The following is a 21826-nucleotide window of genomic DNA, read 5'->3' on the forward strand; positions in this document are numbered from 1 at the left end:
GTGTCAAAAAAAGTTGTTTCAGTATGGACTAGTATTCCATTTTGGAGAAGATCAGCTGCGTGGGTAACTGGTTTTGCTTCAATATTACTAATTTGGTTAACATTTGACTCAATGGGTCAAATTAGTATGGGAACAGATGCAGATCTTAAAAATGGTGTTACAAAAAGAGTACCAGGTCCTACGGTAATCAATTATAACATTGATTATAAAATGGATGAAAAAAGAGGTCATGAGGTGCCAGTTATTGGTGAAAAAGAGAAATTCTTTGGAAGAGATGACTGGAGCGAAGAAGAAGCTGCGGAACTTCTTCATTTAGGTAAACTAGGATCTCAAGCAAAGAACTGTATGAATTGTCATACATTACTTGGAAATGGTGCATATTATGCTCCAGATTTAACAAAAGCTTGGCTAGATCCAGCATGGGGACCAAATGGATCATATTTAGGTATGACTAATTCTACTACAAAAGAAGAAGCTATGTCTAAATTTTTACAAAATCCATCTCAATACCCAACACATGAAAGAATGATGCCAAATCTTGGTATTACAGAAAAAGAAGCTATGGGTCTTGTAGCATTTTTAAAACATATGTCATCAATTGATACAAATGGTTTCCCAAGAAACTTTGGAAGAATGTCAACAGATGGTGTAACAGGAGCGATTCATGGGAAATAATTTAAAATTTGAATCTCAAAAATTAGCGATTAACTATTTTGTAGTTGCTGCTATTTTATTTGGTGCTCAATTAGTAATGGGGCTTATTGCAGCTACTCAGTTTTTATATCCAAGTTTTCTTTTTGAAATCTTTGATTTTTCAGTAGCAAGAATGGTACATATTAATGCGCTAGTTGTTTGGATGCTTTATGCAATGATTGGTTCTGTTTACTATTTATTACCAGAAGAAACTGGTATTGAAACAGTTGGTATCAAACTTGGAAAATTAGCATTTTATATTTTAACTGCTGCTGTTACTGTTGTTGTTTTAGTATATATCTTAGTTCAAGTTGGACCTGCAAGTGAATCAACTATTTGGTTAATTAATGAAGGTAGAGAATATATTGAAGCTCCAAGATGGGCTGATATTGGTATCGTTGTTGTAGTACTTGTTTTTGTATTTAACCTTTTTGCTACAGCAATGAAAGGAAATCAAACAGGTATTGTAACTGTATTAATGGCTGACGTTTTAGCTCTTGCTGGTTTATATTTAGCAGGTATGTTCTTTACTGATAATATTTCTATGGATCAATACTGGTGGTGGTGGGTAATTCACTTATGGGTTGAAGCTACATGGGAAGTATTTGTTGGATGTTTAGCAGCTTATGGATTAATTAAAATCATTGGTGCTAGAAGAGAAGTTGTTGAAATGTGGTTATGGATTGAAGTTTCAATGTTATTTGGATCAGGGATATTAGGTCTTGGTCATCACTATTTCTGGATTGGTACTCCTGAATACTGGTGGGAAATTGGAGCATTATTCTCAGCACTTGAGCCTGTTCCTTTAGTTGCTATGTTCGTACACGTTATTTATGATTGGGGAAAAGAAACTGGTCTTAAAGAAGGTCATGGAACAGCTGAGAAAACAATGAATAATTCACCTGCCTTTGCTTGGTTTGTTACAAATGCTTTTGGTAACTTCTTAGGTGCTGGTATCTGGGGATTCTTCCACACATTACCACAAGTAAATATTTATACACATGGTACGCAGTTTACATCAGCTCATGGTCACTTAGCGTTCTTTGGAGCATATGCTACTATCTTAATTGGTATGTTCTATCTTGGAGTTCAAGGTAAAAATGGTATCAAAGTTATGAAAGCAACATTTGATTCTAAAATGGCAATTACATTAATTACACTTGGTGTAATGGGTATGACTGTTTCTCTAACAGTTGCTGGATATGGTCAAGTATTAGTAGAACGTGCTCAAATGGGAGCTACTTGGGAAGCATTCTTTGTATCTCAAGATATGGTATGGTTTGTTCAAGGTCTTGGATGGAGACTAGCAACTGGAATCATGACATTTGTTGGATTTATATATTTGGTTAAAGATTTATTAACTACTTCAAAAAATCCTAAACACGAAAGATAAGGAGTAAATTATGTTTGAACCATTTACAGATATAGTACCAAGTTTTTTTGGTACATTAAATCAAGGTCCTTTAACACTTACGATTTTTCTTCATACAGTGATTATTCTTCCAATGTTTTGGATTTATAAACAGGAGAAAAAAAGATTAGAGGATGAACAAAAATAAAAATCAAGAGATTTTCTCTTGATTTGGGTAGGTAGGAATAAATAGCTAAACTGTGGTGTTTAAGAAAGACTATTTATGGGTAATAAGGTATGAATTTACATTAAAAAAGGTAAGGGAAACATTATGAAATTAGGTAGAGTATTAAGTTTAACAGCGTGTTCAGTAATAGCAGCAGGTTCTTTATTTGCAGGATCTTCAACAATGAATTTTGCAAATGTATATGAAAAAGAGTGTCAAGGTTGTCATGGTCCAATTCACCAAGGTGGAGTTGGTTCTGATTTAAGACCTGATGCATTAAAGAAAAAAGAAAGACACGTATTAAGAGATTCTATTATGAATGGTATTCCAAATACGGCAATGCCACAATGGGATCACATGTTCTCTAAAGATGACGCAGATGGTATGGTTGACTGGTTAATGGACTGGAAAGACAATACAAATTATAAATTAGACTTTGATCAAATCAAGGGTACATGGACAAAATTAGCAGATAGAGAAGAATTAGCTAAAAAATATCCAAATGCAGTTGATACAAAATCAGTTTTAGATATCACATTTGCAACAGAAAGAGATGCTTCTTTAGTTGACTTTATTGATTCAACTACAGGAAAAGTATTATCAAGACATAAAGCTGGATTTGCTGTTCACGTAACAGTAACAAATAAGAAAAATCCAAGATATGCGTATTCAATTTCAAGATCTGGAAGATTAACAATGTTTGATATTGCAGCACCTGGTCAACCAGCACTTGCTTCTGTTCAAGTTGGATTTGAATCAAGAGGACTTGCAGTTTCTCCAGATGGTAAATATGTAATCGCAGGAAATTATACTCCAGGTGGAGCAGTTTTATGTGATGCTATGACTTTAGAGCCATTAAAAGCTTATGATACTTCAGCAGTTATCAATACAGAAGGACAAATTGAAGCTTCAAGGGTTGCATCTTTAGCTGATACTCCTTATGGTCCTTATTTTGCAATGGCATTAAAAGATGCTGGTAGAGTATATTTAATTGATTATTCAAAACCAGGTTTCCCAATTGTTGGAGATGTTCCTAATATTGGTAAAATTCTTCATGATGCATTCTTAAATGAAGATGAAGGTGAAGATTTTGGTAGATACTATATGATCGCTTCTCAAGGTTCTGATGTTATGGGTATCGTAGACTTTAAAGAAAAAAATTTAGCAGCAAAAGTTTATACAGGTGAAAAATCAAAACCACATCCAGGTCAAGGTTCTTCTTGGTTTAATAAAACAATGGGAAAACAACTGCATGCAACTGTTTCAATGAACATAGGTTCTGTTGTTATTTGGGATTCAAACTGGGAAATTGTTAAAAAAGTTGAAACTTCAGGAGGAGGATTATTCGTAGGAACTGCACATCATACACCATATATTTGGGCTGATACAGTTTTAGGATCACCTGAAACTTATAATGAAGTTTATTTAATTAATAAAGAAACTTTAGAAACTGATAAAATCGTAAAAGTTGGAAAAACTGAAGGTCAATTAATTGATGCTAAAACTAAAAAAGTTTTACAAACTTGGGATGCAACACAATATGAAACAATTACATTTCCTGAATCTGATCCACAAATTGGAAAAGATAAAGTTATCAAATATACAGATAAATTAGGTGAAAAAGTAAAAGAACCTGTTCAACCAAGACTATTACACGCAGAACCTGCTAACCATGGAAAATGGACTATGATTTCTGAGTGGACTACTGGAAGAATTGGTATTTATGAATCAGATAGTGGTAAATTTGTTAAATATATTAATAACTTAACTACTCCTACATTTACTTATTCTGTAGAGCATAGACAAACTATTCCTGGTGCTTAATTAGGAAAATTTTATATCCATCTCTTAGGAGATGGATATTTATCTCATGTATAAAATACTTTTAATTCTTATCTTACTTTTTACAAATCTATTTTCAAATAATATTATAAATAATATTTCATGGTATGGTTCTTATGATAAAGCTTTAGAGATTGCACATAAAGAAAAAAAGAATATGATGTTATTTATAGCTTCAATTAAAGATAATAATTCAAATGAAATATTAAATAAATATTTTATGAATCAAGAGTATATAGAGTATTTAAATAAAAATTTTATAAATGTATTAATAACTGTTGAACATAAAACTTCATATCCAATTGAACTATTTTATACGACAAATTTTCCAAGTATATTTTTTGTCTCATTTAAGGATGAGTCATTTTTAACTCACCCTATTTATAAGTTTAATTCAAAAGAAGAGTTTATAAATATTTTATATTCAATAGATTTAAAAACTAAATAAAATATAATCCAGCACCAACAATCAAAGCTAGAACTATTGTTAAAGATACTGTTAGGATACTATACATTTTATCACTAATAGGTATTTTTGTTTCTAAAAACCCAACAATTTTTATTGCTGGATAAATCATAAAAACTAAAAGAACACTTGTAAATACTAAAGTCATTACTATTTGCATTTTTTTTCCTATAATTCTTTTTCTAATTCAAATTGCTCCCATAAAGAAGCAGCTTTTTCATTTCCATTATCTTTTGCTTTTTTAATATACATTGCAGCTTTTTTCATATCTTTTGGAACACCTTGTGCCGAGATATACATAAATCCTAAATTTATCAAAGCATCTTCATTTCCTAAAATTGCAGCTTTTTCATACCATGAAACTGCTTCTTTATTATTTATATTAACCCCAATTCCAACTGTATACATATATCCCAAGTTATATGCTGCTTGAGAATTATCTAAAAGTGCTGCTTCTACAAAAAGAGCAAAGGCCTTTTTATAATCCCTTTCAACTCCAGAGCCATTCATATAGTTATTTCCTAATTGAGTCATGGCATAAGGATTTTTTGCATCACTTGCTTTTTCTAACCATTTTATTGATTCAGCAATATTTTGACTTACTCCATCACCATTATGATACATTATTGATAAATTATGTGCAGCTTGTGAATTACCTGCATTTGCACTTTTTAAGAAATATTCATATGCTTGTTTATACTCTTTATTTTTATAAGCGTCTAAACCTACATCATAATCATTTCCAAATAATAAGCTAACACAAGCCATTGAAAATAAAAATTTTTTCATCATTTTTCCTTTATAAATATATACTTTATTTTACCTATTTTTATTCATATTTTATTGATAGCAGTCAAGTGTTTAGCTTTGTCTTTATGTTAAGATTTATTCATATTTAAAATAAGGAGTACAAAGTGAGTATTAAATTAATCATACCTCTTGTACTAATATTTTTTTGCAACTTTTTACTTGCTTCACAAGTAGATGGAGAAAAAATATTTAAACAATATTGTTGGGGGTGTCACCATCAAACTTCTGTTGCTTTTGGTCCATCTTTTGAACAAATTGCAAATCAAAGAACAGTAGCAGAAATTCAAGGGCATATAATAGCTCCTAAATCTATGTACAAACAATTAGGACATAAAAGATCTGTAATGCCAAGCTTTAAAGATGAACTTTCACAAGAACAACTTGATGCAATTACAGATTTTATAATCTCATTTAAATCAAAAAAGGATTAAAAGAATGTTTCGATTATCAAATTTAATTAAAACAACTCTTGAAGATCAAAAATCAAGAACATTAAATGGCTCAATTATGATTTGGAATTTTACAAATAGATGTAATCTTCTTTGTCATCATTGTTATAGTAAAGCTGATGCAAATGAAAAAGATACTTTAACTTTTGAACAAATAGAACAAACTATTTCAAAATTAAAAGCAGGTGGAGTTAATTTTGTAATATTTTCAGGTGGAGAGCCACTTTTAAGAAAAGATATATTTGATATTGCAAGGGTTATGAAAGAACACAATATCATGACATACTTATCTACAAATGGAATATATGTAAGTCCTAAAAATGTAGATCAAATCATTGATACTTTTAATTATATTGGAATTTCAATAGATGGAATAGAAGAAATTCATGATCAATTTAGAGGTCAAAAAGGTGCTTATAAAAAATCAATTGAAGCTATTAAACTAATACAAGCTCATGGTGGAAATGCAGGTATTAGATTTACAATCACAAAAGAAACACAAGATAGCTTTTATGCAATGTTTGATTTATGTGAAGAGTTAAATGTTGATAAACTATATATTTCTCACCTTGTTTATTCAGGAAGGGGAAAAGATAATCTTGAAATAGATATTTCAAAAGAACAAAGAAAGCAGTATGTTGAATTTATAATTGACAAAGCTTTTGAATACTATAAAAATGGAAATAATATTGATTTAGTAACTGGAAATATGGAAATGGATGCAATTATGCTTCTAAATAGATTTAAAAAAGAATTCCCAGAAAAAGTAGAACTTTTAGAGCAAAAACTAAAAGCATGGGGAGGAAACTCAGCAGGACATAGACTTGGGAATATGGACTGGGCTGGAAATGTAAAACCAGATCCATTTTTTCCATTTGTTGTTGGAAACTATTTACAAACTCCTTTTGATGAAATTTGGACATCAACTAAAAATGATATTTTAAATAAATTAAGAGAACATCCAAGACAAATAAAAGGAAAATGCCAAGATTGTAAATATATAGAAATTTGTAATGGAGGATCACGTTCACGTGCCTTTGCTATTAGTGGAGATTTATGGGAAGAGGATCCATCATGTTATTTAACACACGAAGAAATTAGGAGAGAAAAATGAAACTATTAAATGTATTATTAATTGCATCTATTGCAATGGGTTCGGTTTGGGCTAAAGAGAAGTTTTTTGTAGTAGAGAGAGAAAGTGAATCATTAGCGACTATCTATAATGGTGTAAAAAGAACCAATATAGAAGGTATGCACAATATGAACCATGGTGTAGTAAAATTTGATGGAAAAGATGGTTATGTAATTTCAAGAGATGGATATGTTGTAAAATTTGACCCTGAATCTGAAAAAATATTAGCAGAATACAAAACTTCAAAATCAGCAATTGGCTTTGTAATTGGAACGAATTATGTAGCTGTTGCAAATTATGATGATAAAAGTGTAGATATTTTAGATAGAGATTTAAATCCTATTGAAAAAATTGAAACCGGTTCAAAAAATGTAGGGATTAAAATATATACAGATTACCTTATATTTTCACAGATGGATAATGATATAATCTCCGTTTACAAAGATATGAGTGCAGGAAAAGGAAAACCAAGCTTTAAATTACATAAAGAATTTAAAGATGTAGGTGAGCTTCCTTTTGATGCAATGATAAAAGATGAAAAATATATAGTTGGATTTTTTACTTCAAAACACTTTGGAGTTGTTGATTTAAATACAATGGAATACAAAAAAGTTGATGTTTTCTTAGATGAAAATAGACAGATGGTTTTAAAAGTTCCACATTTTGGATTTTGGTCAATTGGTGGAGATAAAGTTTTTGTTCCAGCAGTTGGAGATAATAAAGTTTTAGTTTATGATAATGATTTTAAATTTATAAAAAATATAAAAACTCAAGGTCTTCCAGTATTTACAAGTTTAAGTCCTGATAAAAAATATTTAGCAGTTACTTATTCAGGGAAAGATTTTCCCACTATTCAAATTGTAGATACACAAACTTTAGAGATTATACATACATTTAACTTTGATGGAAAAGTATTACATGTAAGATGGTCTGAAACAACACCTCAGCTTTATGTTTCTGTAAATGATACAAATAAAATAGCAGTTATACACACAGAAGAATGGTTTTTAAATAGAGAGATATTTAATGTAAAAAAACCTTCAGGAATATTTTTATATGAGGATGGAAAATAATTATGGCAAAAGTATATTTAACAGGAGCTGGTCCTGGAGATATCGAATTAATGACATTAAAAGCAGCTCGAGTTGTAAAAGAAGCAGATGTTATTATATATGATAGGTTAGCTAATCCTGAAATTTTAGATATGGCAAAAGAAAACTGTGAAATGATTTATGTGGGAAAACAAGATGGTAAACACTCTGTACCCCAAGATGAAATAAATGAAATCATTTATCAAGCAGCATTAAAATATGAAAATGTTGTAAGACTAAAAGGTGGAGATCCTTTCGTATTTGGTCGAGGAGGAGAAGAAGCTATTTATTTATTTGATAGAGATATTAAATTTGAAATAATCCCAGGAATTAGCTCATCTGTTTCAGTTCCCGCATATGCAGGAATTCCTGTAACTCATAGAGGAATTACTACTTCTTTTAGAGTTGTAACTGGTCATGAAACACCAAATAAAAGAATCTCTCAAATAGAGTGGCAAACTTTTTTAAATGATGAAACAATTGTATTTTTAATGGGATTTCATAATATTAAACTAATTACTAGAAAACTAATGAACCTAGGAAAAAGAAGAGATTATCCATGTGCTGTAATTTCAAAGGGAAGTACTCCTGAGCAAGAAGTTATGGTAGGAACCCTTGAAACTATCGTTGAACTTTCAAAAAACATGCCAACACCTGCAATCATAGTTGTGGGAGAAGTAGTAACTTTAAGAGATAAAATTAAATGGTTTAAATGACAATTAGATATCCTAATAAGATATGATTTTTATGAATATCATAGTAATATATATAATAAGATTTATATTTTATAAAGGATAAATAATAGTGATTGAAAACCCATCAAACTTAGAACTTTCAGATGAAAAATTTAGGATACTATTTGAGTTATCTCCATTAGGAATGGCTATGATAGATTATGAAACTGGTAAGTTTCTAGAAGTTAATCAATCTTTATTAAACTCTGTAAAATACACAAAAGAAGAATTTTTATCTCTTAGTTTTTATGATGTTACTCCAAAAGAATATGATCAATTAGAAAAACAACAAATAAAAGATTTAGAAGCTACTGGAAAATTTGGTCCAAATAAAAAGAATATATCAAAAAAGATGGAACAAGATACCCAATAATAATTAGTGGATTTTCTTTTATAAATACAGATAATAAAAAAGTTGTTTGGGGTATTATCGAAGATATTACAGAAAAAAAGCAATATGAAATTATTTATAATGATAATAAAGAGCTATTAGAATATATAGCTATTGAAAACTCTTTACAAAAAGTATTGGATAAGATTGTAGATCTTGCAGAAAAAAGAAACCCTGAAACTATATGTTCAATTTTACTTTTAGATGAGAATAAAAAACACTTAATAACAGGTTCTGCACCATCATTACCAAAATTTTATAATGATGCTATAAATGGAGTAGAAATTGGTGAAAAAGTAGGTTCTTGTGGAAGTGCTGCTTATACAAAAAAAAGAGTTATTGTTGAAGATATAGATACCCATGAAAATTGGCAAGATTATTTAGAATTATCACAAAAAGCGAACTTACACTCATGTTGGTCACAACCAATAATCTCCTCACAAAATGAAGTACTGGGAACCTTTGCTATTTATAATAATGTAATCAAAGCACCTAATACTTTTATGTTAAATTTAATTGAAACATATGCTAATATTGCTGCAAAAGCAATTTAAAAAAATAGATATTCTGAGATTATTCAAAAAAATACAAAAGAGTTAGAAGAAAAAACGCTCTTACTGGAAAACATCCTAAATACAATTCCTGATATGGTTTGGCTAAAAGATAAAAATGGAGTTTATTTAAGATGTAATCTTGAATTTGAAAAATTTGTTGATAAAAAAGAATCTGAAATTATTGGTAAAACAGATTATGATTTTGTAGATAAAAAAACTGCAAATAGATTTATAGCAAATGATAAGATTGCTATGGAAACAAAAAAAATTGTTAGGACAAAAGAGTCAATAACTTATAAAATAAATAATCAAAAAATTGTTTTTGATACAGCAAAAATTTCAATGGAAAATATTAATGGAGAAATTATAGGAATACTTGGTATTGGACATGATATTACACAAAGAGAAAAAAAAGAAGAAGAATTAAAAAAATTAAATGAATTAACTCTATCATTAACAAAATCACAACAAGCACTATTATCCCTTTTTGACAAGGGTGATTCTACTTTGTTTAAATGGAAAAATAAAATAAATTGGCCAATAGAATATGTCTCATTAAGTATAGAGAAACTTTTTGCTTATTCAAGAAATGAATTTATCTCAGCAAATATACCCTATATCAATTATATTTATAAAGATGATGTTGAAAGAGTTTTAAAGGAAGTTGATTCTGCAATTAAAGAAAATAAAAATTATTTTCAACATGAACCATATAGAATAATTACAAAAGATAAGAAATTAAAATGGGTTTTAGATTGCACTACTATTCAAAAAGATGAACAAGGAGAAATAACTCATTTTATAGGAAATATAACAGATATTAGTGAGCAAATACATAATCAAGAATTATTATATCATCAATCAAAAATTGCATCACTGGGGGAAATGTTAGGAAATATCGCCCACCAATGGAGACAGCCTTTATCTATAATTTCAACAATTGCTACAGGCGCTAAATTAAAAAAAGAACTAAATATATTAAATGATAAAGAATTTATTGATGATATGGAAAAAATAAATACTCATAGTCAATATTTGTCTTCAACTATTGATGATTTTAGAGATTTCTTTTCATCAAATGATTACATAAAAAATCAAATAAATTTAAGCGATAGTTTAAAAAAAGCATTCTCTTTAATAAAAGATTCATATAAAAGTTCAAATATAAAAATCATACAAAATTTAGATAAAAATACTTCTTTATTTTACAATGAAAATATTTTTATTCAAGCAATAATAAATATTCTTAATAATGCAAAAGATGCCCTAAATAAGATTGAAAACAAACATTTAGAAAAGTATGTTTTTGTTAGCCTAAAAAAAGAAAAAGATTTTTATATTATTAAAATAAAAGATAATGCAAATGGGATAAATGAGGATTTCATTGATAAAATATTTGAGCCTTACTCTACAACAAAACATAAAGAACAAGGTACAGGGATTGGTTTATATATGAGTAACCAAATAATTACAAAACATCTAAAATCAAAAATCAGTGTTCAAAATGTAGAATATACTTATTTAAATAAAGATTATAAAGGAGCTGAATTTTGCATTACAATCCCTTTTAATTTATAATAAACCTAATATAAAAAAATACATTATCTATCTAATTTCACAAACAAAATAAATTATTACTCTTTTCTAAAATTATCAAGTTAAATAAAATCTATAAATTATCTATGTATATAAAATATTCTTTTTACATTTTGTTGTATATATTATATTCATATTATATGATTATTTAATATTATTGATTTATATCAATTTTATAGATTTATTTTATGGTTAATATTCGCTTTAAAAAAGGAGTATAAAATGTCATTTAGCAGTTCTCTTGAATTATTATCCTTTCATTGGATGGCATATTCAATCTATTCTGCTCTTATTATTTCAGTTATAACATGGTTTGGTTATAACTTAACTAAAAAAGAAAAAGCTAAATCAATAATTCGAATACCTTTTTATGGTTTCGTTGGATTCCTCGTTGTTGCTGGTGTTGGGCACCATATATTTACTTATAATACTGTACCTTGGGTTGCCCAAGATATAAATAGACATCAGATCACACCTGATAAAACATTCAATATAATTGTAAAGAAGCATCAGTTTATTTTACCAACAGAAAAAATGATTATAAAATGTGGTGAAGAAGTGTTATTTAATGTTACTAGTGAAGATTTAGTTTACGGATTTGGTCTTTTTAGAAAAGATAAAACTATGGTAATGCAAATGCAAGTAAATCCTGGAAGTAAAAATGATATTTTATGGACATTCAATCATAATGGAATATATGATTTGATGTCAACTGAATATTCTGGACCAAAGGGTAATGATATGTTTATAAAAAATGCAGTTGAAGTTATAGATTGTATTGATGGAGGTTTAAAATGAGTTTTATGACAGATTTAATAAATGGAGCTGATAATAAATTTGATCATACTGGCTTAAATGCTTTACAAAAAGTTACACTAAGAGCTGTTGTTATGGCATTTTTATTTTATGGTCTTGCCGCACTTGAAGGTATGATTATGAGAACAGCGGCAGTTGTTCCTAGTATTCCACCGGTACATGGTTCCCCAGAACACTACTTTTCAATTATGACAGTTCACCCAATAGTAGGAATATTTGGTTCAACTTATCAACTAGTATTTGGTGCTTTTATGTTTTTAGTTCCTATGCTTACAAAAAAACCTTTATATAGTATAAAGTTAGCAAATTGGGTTTGGGTTTTAATTACAGTTGGTACAGCATTATCATGGATTGCATGTTTTGTTTGGAGTTATGCTCCACTGTATACACTTTATTGGCCACTTCCAGCAGATACTACGCAGTTCAAAACAATTGGTGGTATAGTATTTATATTAGGTATTGCTCTTATTATGTTTGGAACTTTTGGATTTATTTATAATATTTATGCAACTATTTTTGCAAGAGTTGGTATTCATCAAAATAAAACTATGAAAGAATTATTAATATCTGGCTTTGGTATTGATGGGATGCTAAACCTTGGGTATAAATTAATGGGTAAACAACCATATACAAAAGAGCCAGCATTATCTCTTCCTGTTGTTGCAATTTTTAGAGGAACTGTTGATACTTTTTTAGATGCGCTTATTATTTTAGGTGCAGGTGTTTTAGTTTTGATTTATCTTTTTGCAGATGTTGGTGGATTTGGTTTAGATGTAAAATCAGTAGATGCACTTTTATACAAAAACTGGTTTTGGTGGGGACTTGATTTAGTTGCAGATGGACTTGTACTTATCTATGTTGCTGGCTCTTGGTATCTTTTAGCAACACTTATAACAGGTCAAAAACTATTTATGGAAAATGTGGCACGTGCAGCACTTATGTTAGAACTTTTAGTATCTTGGATGGTATGGTCGCATCATCTATTAGCTGATCAAGGCCAACCTGAAATGATGAAATTAATTTCAGGGGAAATGGTGACAGCATTTGAGTTATTAACTCAAGGATTAGCATTATTTATTACACTTGTAACTTTATGGAAAGCTAGACCACTAAAAATGACAAATGAGTTAAAATATCTTTTAGGTGGATTAATTGGATTTGGGCTGGCCGTTCCAGCCGGAATCATTCAAGCAGATATGGCAATGAATAGAGTTTTACATAATACTCAATGGATTATTGGAGCACATGTTCATATTGCAATTATTGTTGGGCTTTATATGACTTTATATTCAGCTGTTTATGTGTTATGGCCACATGTAACTAATAATGCAAAACTATGGAGTCAGAAATTAGCAACAGCACACTTTTGGTTACATCTAATAGGAGGTATTGGAATGGGTGCATTTATGGGAATGGCTGGTCTTGATGGAATGCTTAGACGTCATATGTATTTTAATGGAGAATTTAATTTAATGATGATTTTAGCAGGAATTTGTGGAGCTATGCTTCTTCTTGCTTGGATAATATTTTTATTTAATATAATTATGTCCATAGGAATAAAAGGACTTATTGGAATATTTCTACCATCAAAAAATAAAGAAGCTAGTTATGGCATTTAATTAAAGGATTTATTTTGTTAATAGATTTAAACTTAGTTGCAAAAGACATAAAAAATGTGGGACTTTATGATTTTATACTTCAAGATTGTTTAAAAATTTCCAATAAAAATGTATTAATAGAAGAAGAGATTATATCTCTTCTTCAGAGTAATAATGAAATATTAGAAAATTATAAACAAACTAATATAGAAAATAATATAAGTAATATTCACTTTAGAAATTTAGAATTAGAAAGATTAGAAGAACATCAAAAAATAAATGCAAATCAAATAAACTCTAATCTTAATTTATTAAGAAACATAGAAAAATATACTTTAAAATTTGAAGAGAGCCCTACCTTAGTATTTATTTTTTCAATAGAGTTTTTTATTTTATTTTCAGTTCAATATTTTATTGTCTTACTAGGATTAAAGAATTGGCAATGGGAAATATACGGATTATTTAGTTTATCAGTACTCTTTTCATGGATGTATGCAAATAAACAAAAAGAAAAATACAAAATTAATAATAAGAAATTTAAAGAAGTTTATTTACAAACAGAACAATTAATAAATAAAATTTAATAATTGTTTTATAAAAAGAGTGCTTTTAATCTCTCTTTATCTACTGTTTTATTTTTATTATCAATTAAACCATCATTTTTAAATACCCTTAGCATTCGAGAGAGTGTTTCTGGAGATATATTTAAAATTTCTGCGATTATTATATTTTTTGTATTAAAAAATTCTTCACTATGGTCACATAAATATTTTGCTATTCTCTCTTTTGAATCTAAAACGACATGTAAAGATACAAGGTTTTCAAGATTTCTTATTTTTTTTATAAGTGAAGTTTGTATTAAGAAAGATAATTTTGGATCAGAGTAAATTAACTCTTTTAAACTTGCAAAATTTATTCTTAAAACTTCTGTATCAGTAAAAGATTGTGCAGTTGCAGGATAAGGAATATGCTCAAAATTTGCAACTTCAGCTATTAACTCATTAGGATGAAAATATTTCAAGATTATTTCTTTATCATTTGATGAAGTTTTATAAAGTTTTACAATACCTTTTTTCAATAAATAAAGGTATTCTGATTCTTCACCTTCATAAAATAAAATATTATCCTTTGATAATTTTAGAAAGGTAGTAAACTCACCTATTCTATCTAATGTTTCATCACATAAATCTTTAAATAAATACATCTCTTTTAGCTTATTTTTCATTTAAACTCCTGTTTCTCAAGTTTCGATTATAATAAAAATAAAATCACAATTTCTTGACCTGGGTTAAGCAAAGTATTAAAAACTAAAATACTCTTTAACCCAAGTAATTTCTTCATTTGTTTTTAATTCTATTTTTGACACTTCTTTTTTATCTTTATCTAAAATTATTAAAGTATTATTTTCAAATTTTAAAAAATCTTTCCCCCATAATTTTTCAAGTTGTTCAAGCCTTAAAAATAAATCTTTAGCAGGTGGTTTTTCTTTTACACCTGTTTCATTGCTAACAATTGAATATCCTCCAACTCTTTTTTCAAGGGTATAAGGAATATATTTTTGTAAAATAGTATAAACTCTTTCATTTTTAGGTGATGGCATACCATCTTTTAAAGCCATAATTCCCAAAAACATAAATATTGCAAAAAATCCAAATAATAATAGTTTCTTTCTCATCTTTTTTCCTTCAAAATATTAAAAACAATTATATATAAATCAAAAAATAAATCTCTTAATCCATATCAAGTAAATATGTTGTTTCATATCAAGGCATAAAAAAAATATAGTTGTTATACTTTTCCAAAATTTACTCAAAGAGAGAAATAAATGAAAGATCAAATATTATATAGAATACAAAAAAACTTTCCATTGACTATTAGACCTTTTGAAGATATTGCAAAAGAATTAAATACTACAGAAGATGAAGTTTTAAGGATTTTACAAGAAGAAAAAGAAAATAAAATTATAAGACAAACATCTGCAATTTTTGATACAAAGAAATTAGGATATACATCATCTTTAGTTGCTTTTGAAATAGCAGAACAAAATATTGATGATGCAGTTTTGATTCTTAATTCACATCCTGGAATTTCTCATAATTATGAAAGAAATCATAAATATAATATTTGGTTTACCCTTGCAATTGCTCCAAATTCTAAATCAAACTTAGAAGATACAATTAGTGTTTTAGCAAAATTAACTAAAGCAGAAGATTATATTATTTTGCCAACGTTAAAACTTTTTAAAATTTCAGTAAAACTAGATACTACAAATCAAGCTGAAAAAAAAGAAAAAGTAGCTCGAACAGAATTTAAAGGTATGGAATTAAATGAATATCATTATAATATAATCAAAGAAGCTCAAAATGATATAAAAATCACAAAAGAACCTTTTAAAGAAATTATTGAAAAACTAAATATATCTTATGATGAATTTTTTTCAGTATTAAATGAATTTCAAGAATCAGGTGTTATGAGAAGATTTGCTTCTATCTTAAATCATAGACATGCAGGTTTTGGAGCAAATGCAATGGTGGCGTGGGATATTGAAGAAGGTGAAAAAGGTGAAGAAATTGGTAAAATAGCAGCTTCATTTTCTGCTGTTTCACACTGTTACTTAAGACCAAAATATCCAACTTGGAATTATAATTTATTTACAATGATACATGGGAAAACAGTTGAAGATACTCAAGAAGTTATCAATAATATTGCAAAAGAAATTGAGTATAAATCAAATATGCCCCTTTATTCATCAAGAGAATTTAAAAAAATAAGAATTAAATATTTTTGTGATGAATTTAAAGATTGGGAAGAAAAATATTTAAATTAAAAGGATTAATATTATGGAATTATTTTTTAAACTAGAAGCTGGTTATTTAGGTATTGCTATTTTTGTTTTAGTTATTACAATAATTGTAACAACAAGAAATTTTGTACCTGCTGGTATATGGAAAAAAGCTATACCTCTTATGTTTATAATAATGAGTATATTTATAGGAATGCACTATTTTGTTACTACAAGTCGTATTTATGAAGTAGAAAATACTTTTAATAATAATGGTAAAATTATATGTGAAAATAGAGCTATAAGAAAAGTTTCACAAAGTGTAACAATTGAGAAATCAAATGAATGGGTACTTGAAAATCATATGTTGTCTTCTCCAAACTATAGTAGAGATTTTTTTACAGCAAGATGTATTAAATATGTTCCAGTAGAACTAAATAATTAATTTATTATATTTTAAAACTATATAAATATTCTTTGATTAATTCTCAAAAAAATAATTTAAGTTATTTAGTCTTTCTTTTATACTCACTTGGAGTTGTATTTTCATATTTTTTGAAAAACTTCACTAGGTTTGTAGGCTCATCAAAATCTAATGTATCTGCTATTTCTTGTAGTGTCATACTCTCATCAAGTAGATACCTTTTTATCTCTAAAAGTAAAAACTCATTTAAATATGTTTTTGTAGATTTTCCTGTGTATTTATTTAAAAGATTTGTTAGAGTCCTAGATGAAATTTCAAGTTTTTTTGAGTAGTCATCTACTTTGATACTATATTTATGAAAATTATGTACCATATTTAAGAAATTTTGATAAATTACTTGCTCTTTATCTTTGAAACTTAAGGTTTGTCTCTTTTTGTATCTTTTTAGTTGCAATAAAAAAGCTTGTAATAAAGATTGTAAAATAGATTCTTTAAACTCATCATCTTTTGTTTTTAATTGATTATTTAAAATATCAATATTTCTTAGAATATCATCTAAACTATTTTTTTCAAGCTGAATATTAACAGGGGATCTCATATAATCAAAAATATCAAAAAGTGAATTTTTAATTAATCTATTTAAAAAAGCATCTGAAAATTGTAAAAGATAACATTTTAGATTAGGGTTTACAATAAAGTTATGTACTTGATGCTTTTTTATAAAAAATATTGTTCCCTTTTTATAATCATAAGATTTAAAATCGATACTATGAGTGCCCTCTCCTTCAATCACTATCATAATAAGATTAAACTCCAATCTATGTGGGTATTCAATATCATGGTTTGATTTTATTTCAAATAAAGTTTCCATATCAATAATTTGAAACTCTATTTGATTATTTGTATTTTTTAATTTAGGAAGAGATATATTTATCAATTTTTGTTTCTTATTTTGCATATTTTGATTTTATCAAAATATACTTTCTTTTTTATTATTAAAGATATTAAAATAAGAGCTAAAGATAAAAGTGAAGCTATTAGAAAAATAGTATTTAGCTTTCCTGGGAAAAACTCACTAAAGGTTGCTAAAAACTGCCCTAAAAATATCAACATAGTATATAGAGAGAGGTTTTTACTAAGAGTTTTTGTATCACTTTTTTCTATTGTAATATGGTTTAATAAAGGAATAGAAAAGCCAAAACCTATACCTAAAAAAACTCCAGCTATTATAAAAGTGATATTTTCATTGAAAAGAAAAAATAAACTATGGGCTAAACTATATGATAAAAAAGCAACTCTTATAATAGTTTTTTCTTTTAATACTTTTGATAATTTTGGAATAAATCCTGCTGCAATAATAGCCATAAAAGATACAAAAGATAAAAAGTATCCAACCTTGTCTTCAGTAAAACCATACTTTGGAAGATATAAAGGTAAAACAATAATAGCTATAAAAAATAAAAACATAGAGCTTAAAACAGCAAAAAATACCTTATAAAGTGAGCTTTTAACTTCAAGTTTTTCATCATCGTCTTCTTTTTGATAGATACTATTTTTAGGCTTTGGAATAAACAAAAATAACATAGCTAAAAATACCCAAGCAAAAAGATATATAAAAAATGGATAGTTCCATGATATTACCGATAAAAAGCCACTAACACTAAGTATTACCACACCACCTAGTTCTATGGAAATAGCTTGCATTGCAATGATTTTTAACCTTTTCTCACCTTTGAAAAAATATGAAATTAAGCCATTTACACAAACTAAAACTATACCTGTAGTTACACCCAATAAAAATCTATCTATAAAAAGTAAAATAGTACCATATAAAAACATTCCTGAAACACCAAAAAGTCCATAAAAGAAAAGACCAATTTTTAAAGAATTGTAATAACCAAATCTCTCTATAAACTTTGATAGGAAAAAGCTAGATAATACAACACCTAAAGATGGAATTGTTATAAGCCATGGAGCATAATCTTGAACACCAAGTTTAGATGAGATGGTGAGTAATCTTGGTGCTACAACTGTTCCAACCATTATGGTCAAACTAGCAATTATCAAAAGGGAAATAGTTCCTATTTTAGATATATAAATCTCTTTCATCATTTCGCCTTTATATGGTAAGTTATGGCAATAAAAGTTAAAACCATGGCAAATAAACTTAAGCCTTCCCATGAGTAATACCCCATAATCTTAACTCCAATAGTTGAGCCTAAAGCAGCACCTAAATAATAAAAAAGCATATATACAGCATTTAGTCTACTTTGTGCCTTTGGATCAATGGAAAATACTCTGTGTTGGTTTGGAATTTGTGCTCCAAATACACCTAAATCAACCAACAATATCCCAAGTATTAAAGCCCATAAAGAATTAGGAAATATAAACATAATAAAAAAGCCAAGTAGGATAAAACTTAAAGCTATGGTGATAAGTCTATTTGCACCCATTTTATTGATAAGTTTTCCAGATAGTTTTGCTCCAAAAATACCAGCAAGACCAAGAAAACCAAAAAAACCAGCCTCTTGTACTGTGTATGAAAACTTATCTCCCATAAGATGTATAGCTAAAGTTGCCCAAAGGGCATTGAACGCTGCAAACCATAAAAAACCTGTGCTAGCAGATTGTCTTAGCAAAGGATGTATTTTTATTAGTTGAAGCATAGATACTAAAAGTTTCCCATAGGATAAAGTAACACTAGGTTTGTTATCAGGAAGTATTTTACTTAGCAATAAACCTATAAGTATAGCCATAAAAGCAGCAAATAAAAATACACTCTCCCATGAAAAATATTGAGCAATAGAGCCACTAATAGTACGTGATAATAATATACCTACTGTTAAACCTACCATAACAGTTGCGATGTTTTTACCCTTTTCTTCTTTATTTGATAAAGATGCCACTAGGGGAATTAACTGCTGAGTAATATTTGCACTAAGACCCACAACGAAAGTTGCTAATATCAAAGTGATAAAGTTTGGTGCTAGATAGATTGAAAACAATCCAAGAGTAAGAGTGATAGACAAATATCCAATAAGAACTTTTCTATTCATAGTATCACCCAAAGGTGAGATAAATAAAATAGCTGCAGCGTATCCCAACTGAGATGCAGCAGGTATGTACCCAAGGTAAATATCAGAAATACCCATAGTCAAACCCATATTAGGAAGCAAGGGTTGATTGTAATAAAGGTTTGAAACCGTTGATGCAACACTAAAAGCTATAAGTAATAGTAAACTTTTTGTCAAAACAACATCTTTATTATTTGTCATCTTTATCTGCTTTTTTTAAAGATAAAATACTTAGTTCAGATATTGAGATAGTAATTAAAATAAGGGCAATACTCATCAAAAATGCTACAGGGGAAACTCTAACAAACTGCTCGATTAAAATAGCTCCTAACATAGTTGCAAAAAGTAAAACATAAGCAATAGTTTGCATGATATTTTTCAACTCATTTTTTCTTATAAATAGTGAAGCTAGTAATAACACTGCGATCAAAAGTTCTACAAAACCTGTAAAATACATAAAAAAACTTCCATTTATAGGCAAAACTTCTGAAAACATTGTAAAAGATTTTACACTTACAGGCATCGATTGAAGTTTTGGTAAGGCAAACCTTAACATAGTAATAGATGAAATTAAAAGAAAAACAACCCTAATAATTTTGAAAAACATATCTTTCCTTTAAATAAATTTATAAAAGTATTTTAACTTTACAAGAAAAATTTTTAAAGGTAAAAAATAAAATATTTATGGTAAAAATCGGAAAATTTCTAAGTTTATATTTTTAAGATAAGCTATTTTATATGAAGTAAGAGTATTTTTTGTAAAAATTTTTATATCTTTTCAAAAATATCTCTTAGTATTCATCTTAATATTTTTCTCTTTTTATATTATTCAATCATCTCAAAAGCAGTTTTAATATCATCTGCTTTTTGAGCAGCTATTAAAAACATTGCCGCATTTAGTTTTGCTAATTTTTCTAAATCATTACTTGGATTTTTTGTCATATTTAGTGATTCTTCTGATGATATAATATCAGTTGATTTTTTATAATTTATTCCAAAATATTCAGGGTCAATTATATGCTCGATAATTTTACCATCAATAGTAAGCCAATATTTGCATTTTGAGAAAATTTCAGGTGTTCCTTCATTTCCTTTTACGATTATTAAGTTTTTATAATTTTCACCAAAAAGATGGTTATATTTAGCAACATAAGGTTTATGAAAAGCTGCATTTACAGCATAGTCTGAAGTTCCTGGATTTAATAGTTTTTCAATTGTATTAAAAGCAGTTCTTAAACCCAAAATATTTCTAATTTTTGTTAAATCACTTAATTCTTTGAAATAATCAGCTCTATCAAAATAGTAAATATTGTCATCAAACTCTATATTTTCATAAAGTTTTTTTATGGTTAAGCCTTTTTTTGCAGGTTGAAGTTCATCTCCACTAACAACCAAATTTAAATCAAATTTTTTAAGATATTTTGCTATTAAAGGAAGTAAATATGGATTATCAGCTTTTCCATCAAAAGGATAACCTAGTTCTATTGAATTTGGTATTTTCACTCTTTTTATATAGTTATTACAAACTTCAAAAGTTGTTTTTAGCTCTTCTATAGTCTCAAGTCTTACTCTCCAACCTAGTAAAAAAGCTGCAATTTGTTCAGATTGAACATTTTGATTCAAAATAGATTCAATTGCATCTATTATTTCTTCTTTTGATAATTCTCTATTTGATTTTGGACCTGTTCCTACTGCCCTTATATAGCTATGAAACCCCATTTTATGCTCCTATTACTTTAAATAAGACAAATTCTATCTTAATTTAAACTTAATTAACTTGACTAAGGTCAACCAATT

The 21826-nt window shown here is 27.9% G+C and carries 26 protein-coding genes; 17 read left to right on the plus strand and 9 right to left on the minus strand.

Annotated elements, in window-relative coordinates; genetic code table 11:
- The 5 genes from ABVS04_RS00810 (at position 1) to ABVS04_RS00830 (ending at position 4560) form a co-directional block, all read left to right on the plus strand.
- Positions 1-675: a cytochrome c gene (locus tag ABVS04_RS00810; protein ID WP_368028750.1), complete on the plus strand. Its 675-nt coding sequence runs from the start codon at positions 1-3 to the stop codon at positions 673-675.
- Positions 665-2086, plus strand: a complete 1422-nt coding sequence (locus tag ABVS04_RS00815) for a cbb3-type cytochrome c oxidase subunit I (RefSeq protein WP_368028751.1) — start codon at positions 665-667, stop codon at positions 2084-2086. Before ABVS04_RS00810 ends, ABVS04_RS00815 begins: the two co-directional genes overlap by 11 nt.
- A 10-nt stretch (positions 2087-2096) precedes the next feature.
- Positions 2097-2252 (plus strand): hypothetical protein, encoded by a 156-nt coding sequence (locus ABVS04_RS00820; protein WP_368028752.1) that lies wholly within the window; start codon positions 2097-2099, stop codon positions 2250-2252.
- 123 nt (positions 2253-2375) lie between these two features.
- A complete protein-coding gene (locus tag ABVS04_RS00825; RefSeq protein WP_368028753.1) occupies positions 2376-4094 on the plus strand; it encodes a cytochrome D1 domain-containing protein in 1719 nt (572 codons plus the stop codon).
- Positions 4095-4140: 46 nt separating this feature from the next.
- The gene (locus ABVS04_RS00830) at positions 4141-4560 is read left to right on the plus strand and encodes a thioredoxin family protein (RefSeq protein WP_368028754.1); all 420 of its coding nucleotides are present in this window, start codon (positions 4141-4143) and stop codon (positions 4558-4560) included.
- Here ABVS04_RS00830 and ABVS04_RS00835 read toward each other — a convergent pair.
- Together ABVS04_RS00835 and ABVS04_RS00840 are read right to left on the minus strand one after the other, a co-directional pair.
- Positions 4553-4738, minus strand: coding sequence for a hypothetical protein (locus ABVS04_RS00835; RefSeq protein ID WP_368028755.1), 186 nt, complete (start codon positions 4736-4738; stop codon positions 4553-4555). The genes ABVS04_RS00830 and ABVS04_RS00835 overlap by 8 nt on opposite strands.
- 8 nt (positions 4739-4746) lie before the next feature.
- Positions 4747-5367: a tetratricopeptide repeat protein gene (locus ABVS04_RS00840; protein WP_368028756.1), complete on the minus strand. Its 621-nt coding sequence runs from the start codon at positions 5365-5367 to the stop codon at positions 4747-4749.
- Positions 5368-5492: 125 nt separating this feature from the next.
- On the opposite strand from ABVS04_RS00840, the gene ABVS04_RS00845 reads away from it, so the two are divergent.
- The 10 genes from ABVS04_RS00845 to ABVS04_RS00890 all read left to right on the plus strand — a co-directional run bounded on the left by ABVS04_RS00845 (position 5493) and on the right by ABVS04_RS00890 (position 14333).
- Positions 5493-5819, plus strand: a complete 327-nt coding sequence (locus ABVS04_RS00845) for a cytochrome c (RefSeq protein ID WP_368028757.1) — start codon at positions 5493-5495, stop codon at positions 5817-5819.
- Positions 5820-5823: 4 nt separating this feature from the next.
- Positions 5824-6951 carry a radical SAM protein gene (locus ABVS04_RS00850; RefSeq protein ID WP_368028758.1) on the plus strand — a complete coding sequence of 376 codons (1128 nt, stop codon included), beginning with the start codon at positions 5824-5826 and terminating at the stop codon, positions 6949-6951.
- On the plus strand, positions 6948-8042 hold the full coding sequence (locus ABVS04_RS00855; protein WP_368028759.1) for a cytochrome D1 domain-containing protein: 1095 nt from the start codon (positions 6948-6950) through the stop codon (positions 8040-8042). The genes ABVS04_RS00850 and ABVS04_RS00855 overlap by 4 nt, the downstream gene beginning before the upstream one ends.
- 2 nt (positions 8043-8044) lie before the next feature.
- A complete protein-coding gene (cobA, locus tag ABVS04_RS00860) occupies positions 8045-8776 on the plus strand; it encodes a uroporphyrinogen-III C-methyltransferase (RefSeq protein WP_368028760.1) in 732 nt (243 codons plus the stop codon).
- Positions 8777-8864: 88 nt separating this feature from the next.
- Positions 8865-9167, plus strand: coding sequence for a PAS domain S-box protein (locus ABVS04_RS00865; RefSeq protein WP_368028761.1), 303 nt, complete (start codon positions 8865-8867; stop codon positions 9165-9167).
- A gap of 131 nt (positions 9168-9298) precedes the next feature.
- Positions 9299-9739 carry a GAF domain-containing protein gene (locus ABVS04_RS00870; RefSeq protein ID WP_368028782.1) on the plus strand — a complete coding sequence of 147 codons (441 nt, stop codon included), beginning with the start codon at positions 9299-9301 and terminating at the stop codon, positions 9737-9739.
- A gap of 63 nt (positions 9740-9802) precedes the next feature.
- Complete coding sequence (locus ABVS04_RS00875) at positions 9803-11317, plus strand: PAS domain-containing protein (protein ID WP_368028783.1); 1515 nt, start codon at positions 9803-9805, stop codon at positions 11315-11317.
- A gap of 240 nt (positions 11318-11557) precedes the next feature.
- Positions 11558-12133, plus strand: a complete 576-nt coding sequence (locus ABVS04_RS00880) for a hypothetical protein (protein WP_368028762.1) — start codon at positions 11558-11560, stop codon at positions 12131-12133.
- Complete coding sequence (locus ABVS04_RS00885; RefSeq protein WP_368028763.1) at positions 12130-13770, plus strand: cbb3-type cytochrome c oxidase subunit I; 1641 nt, start codon at positions 12130-12132, stop codon at positions 13768-13770. The genes ABVS04_RS00880 and ABVS04_RS00885 overlap by 4 nt, the downstream gene beginning before the upstream one ends.
- 14 nt (positions 13771-13784) lie before the next feature.
- Positions 13785-14333 carry a hypothetical protein gene (locus ABVS04_RS00890; protein ID WP_368028764.1) on the plus strand — a complete coding sequence of 183 codons (549 nt, stop codon included), beginning with the start codon at positions 13785-13787 and terminating at the stop codon, positions 14331-14333.
- A gap of 8 nt (positions 14334-14341) precedes the next feature.
- On the opposite strand, the gene ABVS04_RS00895 is transcribed toward ABVS04_RS00890, so the two are convergent.
- Together ABVS04_RS00895 and ABVS04_RS00900 are read right to left on the minus strand one after the other, a co-directional pair.
- Positions 14342-14974, minus strand: a complete 633-nt coding sequence (locus tag ABVS04_RS00895) for a Crp/Fnr family transcriptional regulator (RefSeq protein ID WP_368028765.1) — start codon at positions 14972-14974, stop codon at positions 14342-14344.
- Positions 14975-15049: 75 nt separating this feature from the next.
- Entirely contained in the window at positions 15050-15424 is a 375-nt protein-coding gene (locus tag ABVS04_RS00900) for a hypothetical protein (RefSeq protein WP_368028766.1), read from the minus strand.
- Between the two features lie 150 nt (positions 15425-15574).
- On the opposite strand from ABVS04_RS00900, the gene ABVS04_RS00905 reads away from it, so the two are divergent.
- Positions 15575-16576, plus strand: a complete 1002-nt coding sequence (locus tag ABVS04_RS00905; protein WP_368028767.1) for an Lrp/AsnC family transcriptional regulator — start codon at positions 15575-15577, stop codon at positions 16574-16576.
- Between the two features lie 13 nt (positions 16577-16589).
- Positions 16590-16976 carry a hypothetical protein gene (locus ABVS04_RS00910; RefSeq protein WP_368028768.1) on the plus strand — a complete coding sequence of 129 codons (387 nt, stop codon included), beginning with the start codon at positions 16590-16592 and terminating at the stop codon, positions 16974-16976.
- Positions 16977-17037: 61 nt separating this feature from the next.
- Here ABVS04_RS00910 and ABVS04_RS00915 read toward each other — a convergent pair whose 3' ends face one another.
- From ABVS04_RS00915 to ABVS04_RS00935, 5 genes are all read right to left on the minus strand, one after another.
- Positions 17038-17892: an AraC family transcriptional regulator gene (locus ABVS04_RS00915; RefSeq protein WP_368028769.1), complete on the minus strand. Its 855-nt coding sequence runs from the start codon at positions 17890-17892 to the stop codon at positions 17038-17040.
- On the minus strand, positions 17889-19064 hold the full coding sequence (locus tag ABVS04_RS00920; protein WP_368028770.1) for an MFS transporter: 1176 nt from the start codon (positions 19062-19064) through the stop codon (positions 17889-17891). The genes ABVS04_RS00915 and ABVS04_RS00920 overlap by 4 nt, the downstream gene beginning before the upstream one ends.
- On the minus strand, positions 19064-20230 hold the full coding sequence (locus ABVS04_RS00925) for an MFS transporter (protein WP_368028771.1): 1167 nt from the start codon (positions 20228-20230) through the stop codon (positions 19064-19066). The genes ABVS04_RS00920 and ABVS04_RS00925 overlap by 1 nt, the downstream gene beginning before the upstream one ends.
- The gene (locus ABVS04_RS00930; protein WP_368028772.1) at positions 20220-20636 is read right to left on the minus strand and encodes a DoxX family protein; all 417 of its coding nucleotides are present in this window, start codon (positions 20634-20636) and stop codon (positions 20220-20222) included. The genes ABVS04_RS00925 and ABVS04_RS00930 overlap by 11 nt, the downstream gene beginning before the upstream one ends.
- A 218-nt stretch (positions 20637-20854) precedes the next feature.
- Positions 20855-21748 carry a glycosyl transferase gene (locus ABVS04_RS00935; RefSeq protein WP_368028773.1) on the minus strand — a complete coding sequence of 298 codons (894 nt, stop codon included), beginning with the start codon at positions 21746-21748 and terminating at the stop codon, positions 20855-20857.
- Positions 21749-21826 lie beyond the last annotated feature (78 nt).

Source organism: Arcobacter sp. s6 (assembly GCF_040884245.1).
Taxonomy (GTDB): Bacteria; Campylobacterota; Campylobacteria; order Campylobacterales; family Arcobacteraceae; genus Aliarcobacter.

Excerpts from the sequence above, each read along its gene's own strand:
- ABVS04_RS00815 (WP_368028751.1), top strand. The coding sequence starts at position 665 with ATGGGAAATAATTTAAAATTTGAATCTCAAAAATTAGCGATTAACTAT.
- ABVS04_RS00820 (WP_368028752.1), top strand. The coding sequence starts at position 2,097 with ATGTTTGAACCATTTACAGATATAGTACCAAGTTTTTTTGGTACATTA.
- ABVS04_RS00825 (WP_368028753.1), top strand. The coding sequence starts at position 2,376 with ATGAAATTAGGTAGAGTATTAAGTTTAACAGCGTGTTCAGTAATAGCA.
- ABVS04_RS00830 (WP_368028754.1), top strand. The coding sequence starts at position 4,141 with ATGTATAAAATACTTTTAATTCTTATCTTACTTTTTACAAATCTATTT.
- ABVS04_RS00835 (WP_368028755.1), bottom strand. The coding sequence starts at position 4,738 with ATGCAAATAGTAATGACTTTAGTATTTACAAGTGTTCTTTTAGTTTTT.
- ABVS04_RS00840 (WP_368028756.1), bottom strand. The coding sequence starts at position 5,367 with ATGAAAAAATTTTTATTTTCAATGGCTTGTGTTAGCTTATTATTTGGA.
- ABVS04_RS00850 (WP_368028758.1), top strand. The coding sequence starts at position 5,824 with ATGTTTCGATTATCAAATTTAATTAAAACAACTCTTGAAGATCAAAAA.
- ABVS04_RS00855 (WP_368028759.1), top strand. The coding sequence starts at position 6,948 with ATGAAACTATTAAATGTATTATTAATTGCATCTATTGCAATGGGTTCG.
- cobA (WP_368028760.1), top strand. The coding sequence starts at position 8,045 with ATGGCAAAAGTATATTTAACAGGAGCTGGTCCTGGAGATATCGAATTA.
- ABVS04_RS00880 (WP_368028762.1), top strand. The coding sequence starts at position 11,558 with ATGTCATTTAGCAGTTCTCTTGAATTATTATCCTTTCATTGGATGGCA.
- ABVS04_RS00885 (WP_368028763.1), top strand. The coding sequence starts at position 12,130 with ATGAGTTTTATGACAGATTTAATAAATGGAGCTGATAATAAATTTGAT.
- ABVS04_RS00895 (WP_368028765.1), bottom strand. The coding sequence starts at position 14,974 with ATGAAAAATAAGCTAAAAGAGATGTATTTATTTAAAGATTTATGTGAT.
- ABVS04_RS00900 (WP_368028766.1), bottom strand. The coding sequence starts at position 15,424 with ATGAGAAAGAAACTATTATTATTTGGATTTTTTGCAATATTTATGTTT.
- ABVS04_RS00905 (WP_368028767.1), top strand. The coding sequence starts at position 15,575 with ATGAAAGATCAAATATTATATAGAATACAAAAAAACTTTCCATTGACT.
- ABVS04_RS00910 (WP_368028768.1), top strand. The coding sequence starts at position 16,590 with ATGGAATTATTTTTTAAACTAGAAGCTGGTTATTTAGGTATTGCTATT.
- ABVS04_RS00920 (WP_368028770.1), bottom strand. The coding sequence starts at position 19,064 with ATGAAAGAGATTTATATATCTAAAATAGGAACTATTTCCCTTTTGATA.
- ABVS04_RS00925 (WP_368028771.1), bottom strand. The coding sequence starts at position 20,230 with ATGACAAATAATAAAGATGTTGTTTTGACAAAAAGTTTACTATTACTT.
- ABVS04_RS00930 (WP_368028772.1), bottom strand. The coding sequence starts at position 20,636 with ATGTTTTTCAAAATTATTAGGGTTGTTTTTCTTTTAATTTCATCTATT.
- ABVS04_RS00935 (WP_368028773.1), bottom strand. The coding sequence starts at position 21,748 with ATGGGGTTTCATAGCTATATAAGGGCAGTAGGAACAGGTCCAAAATCA.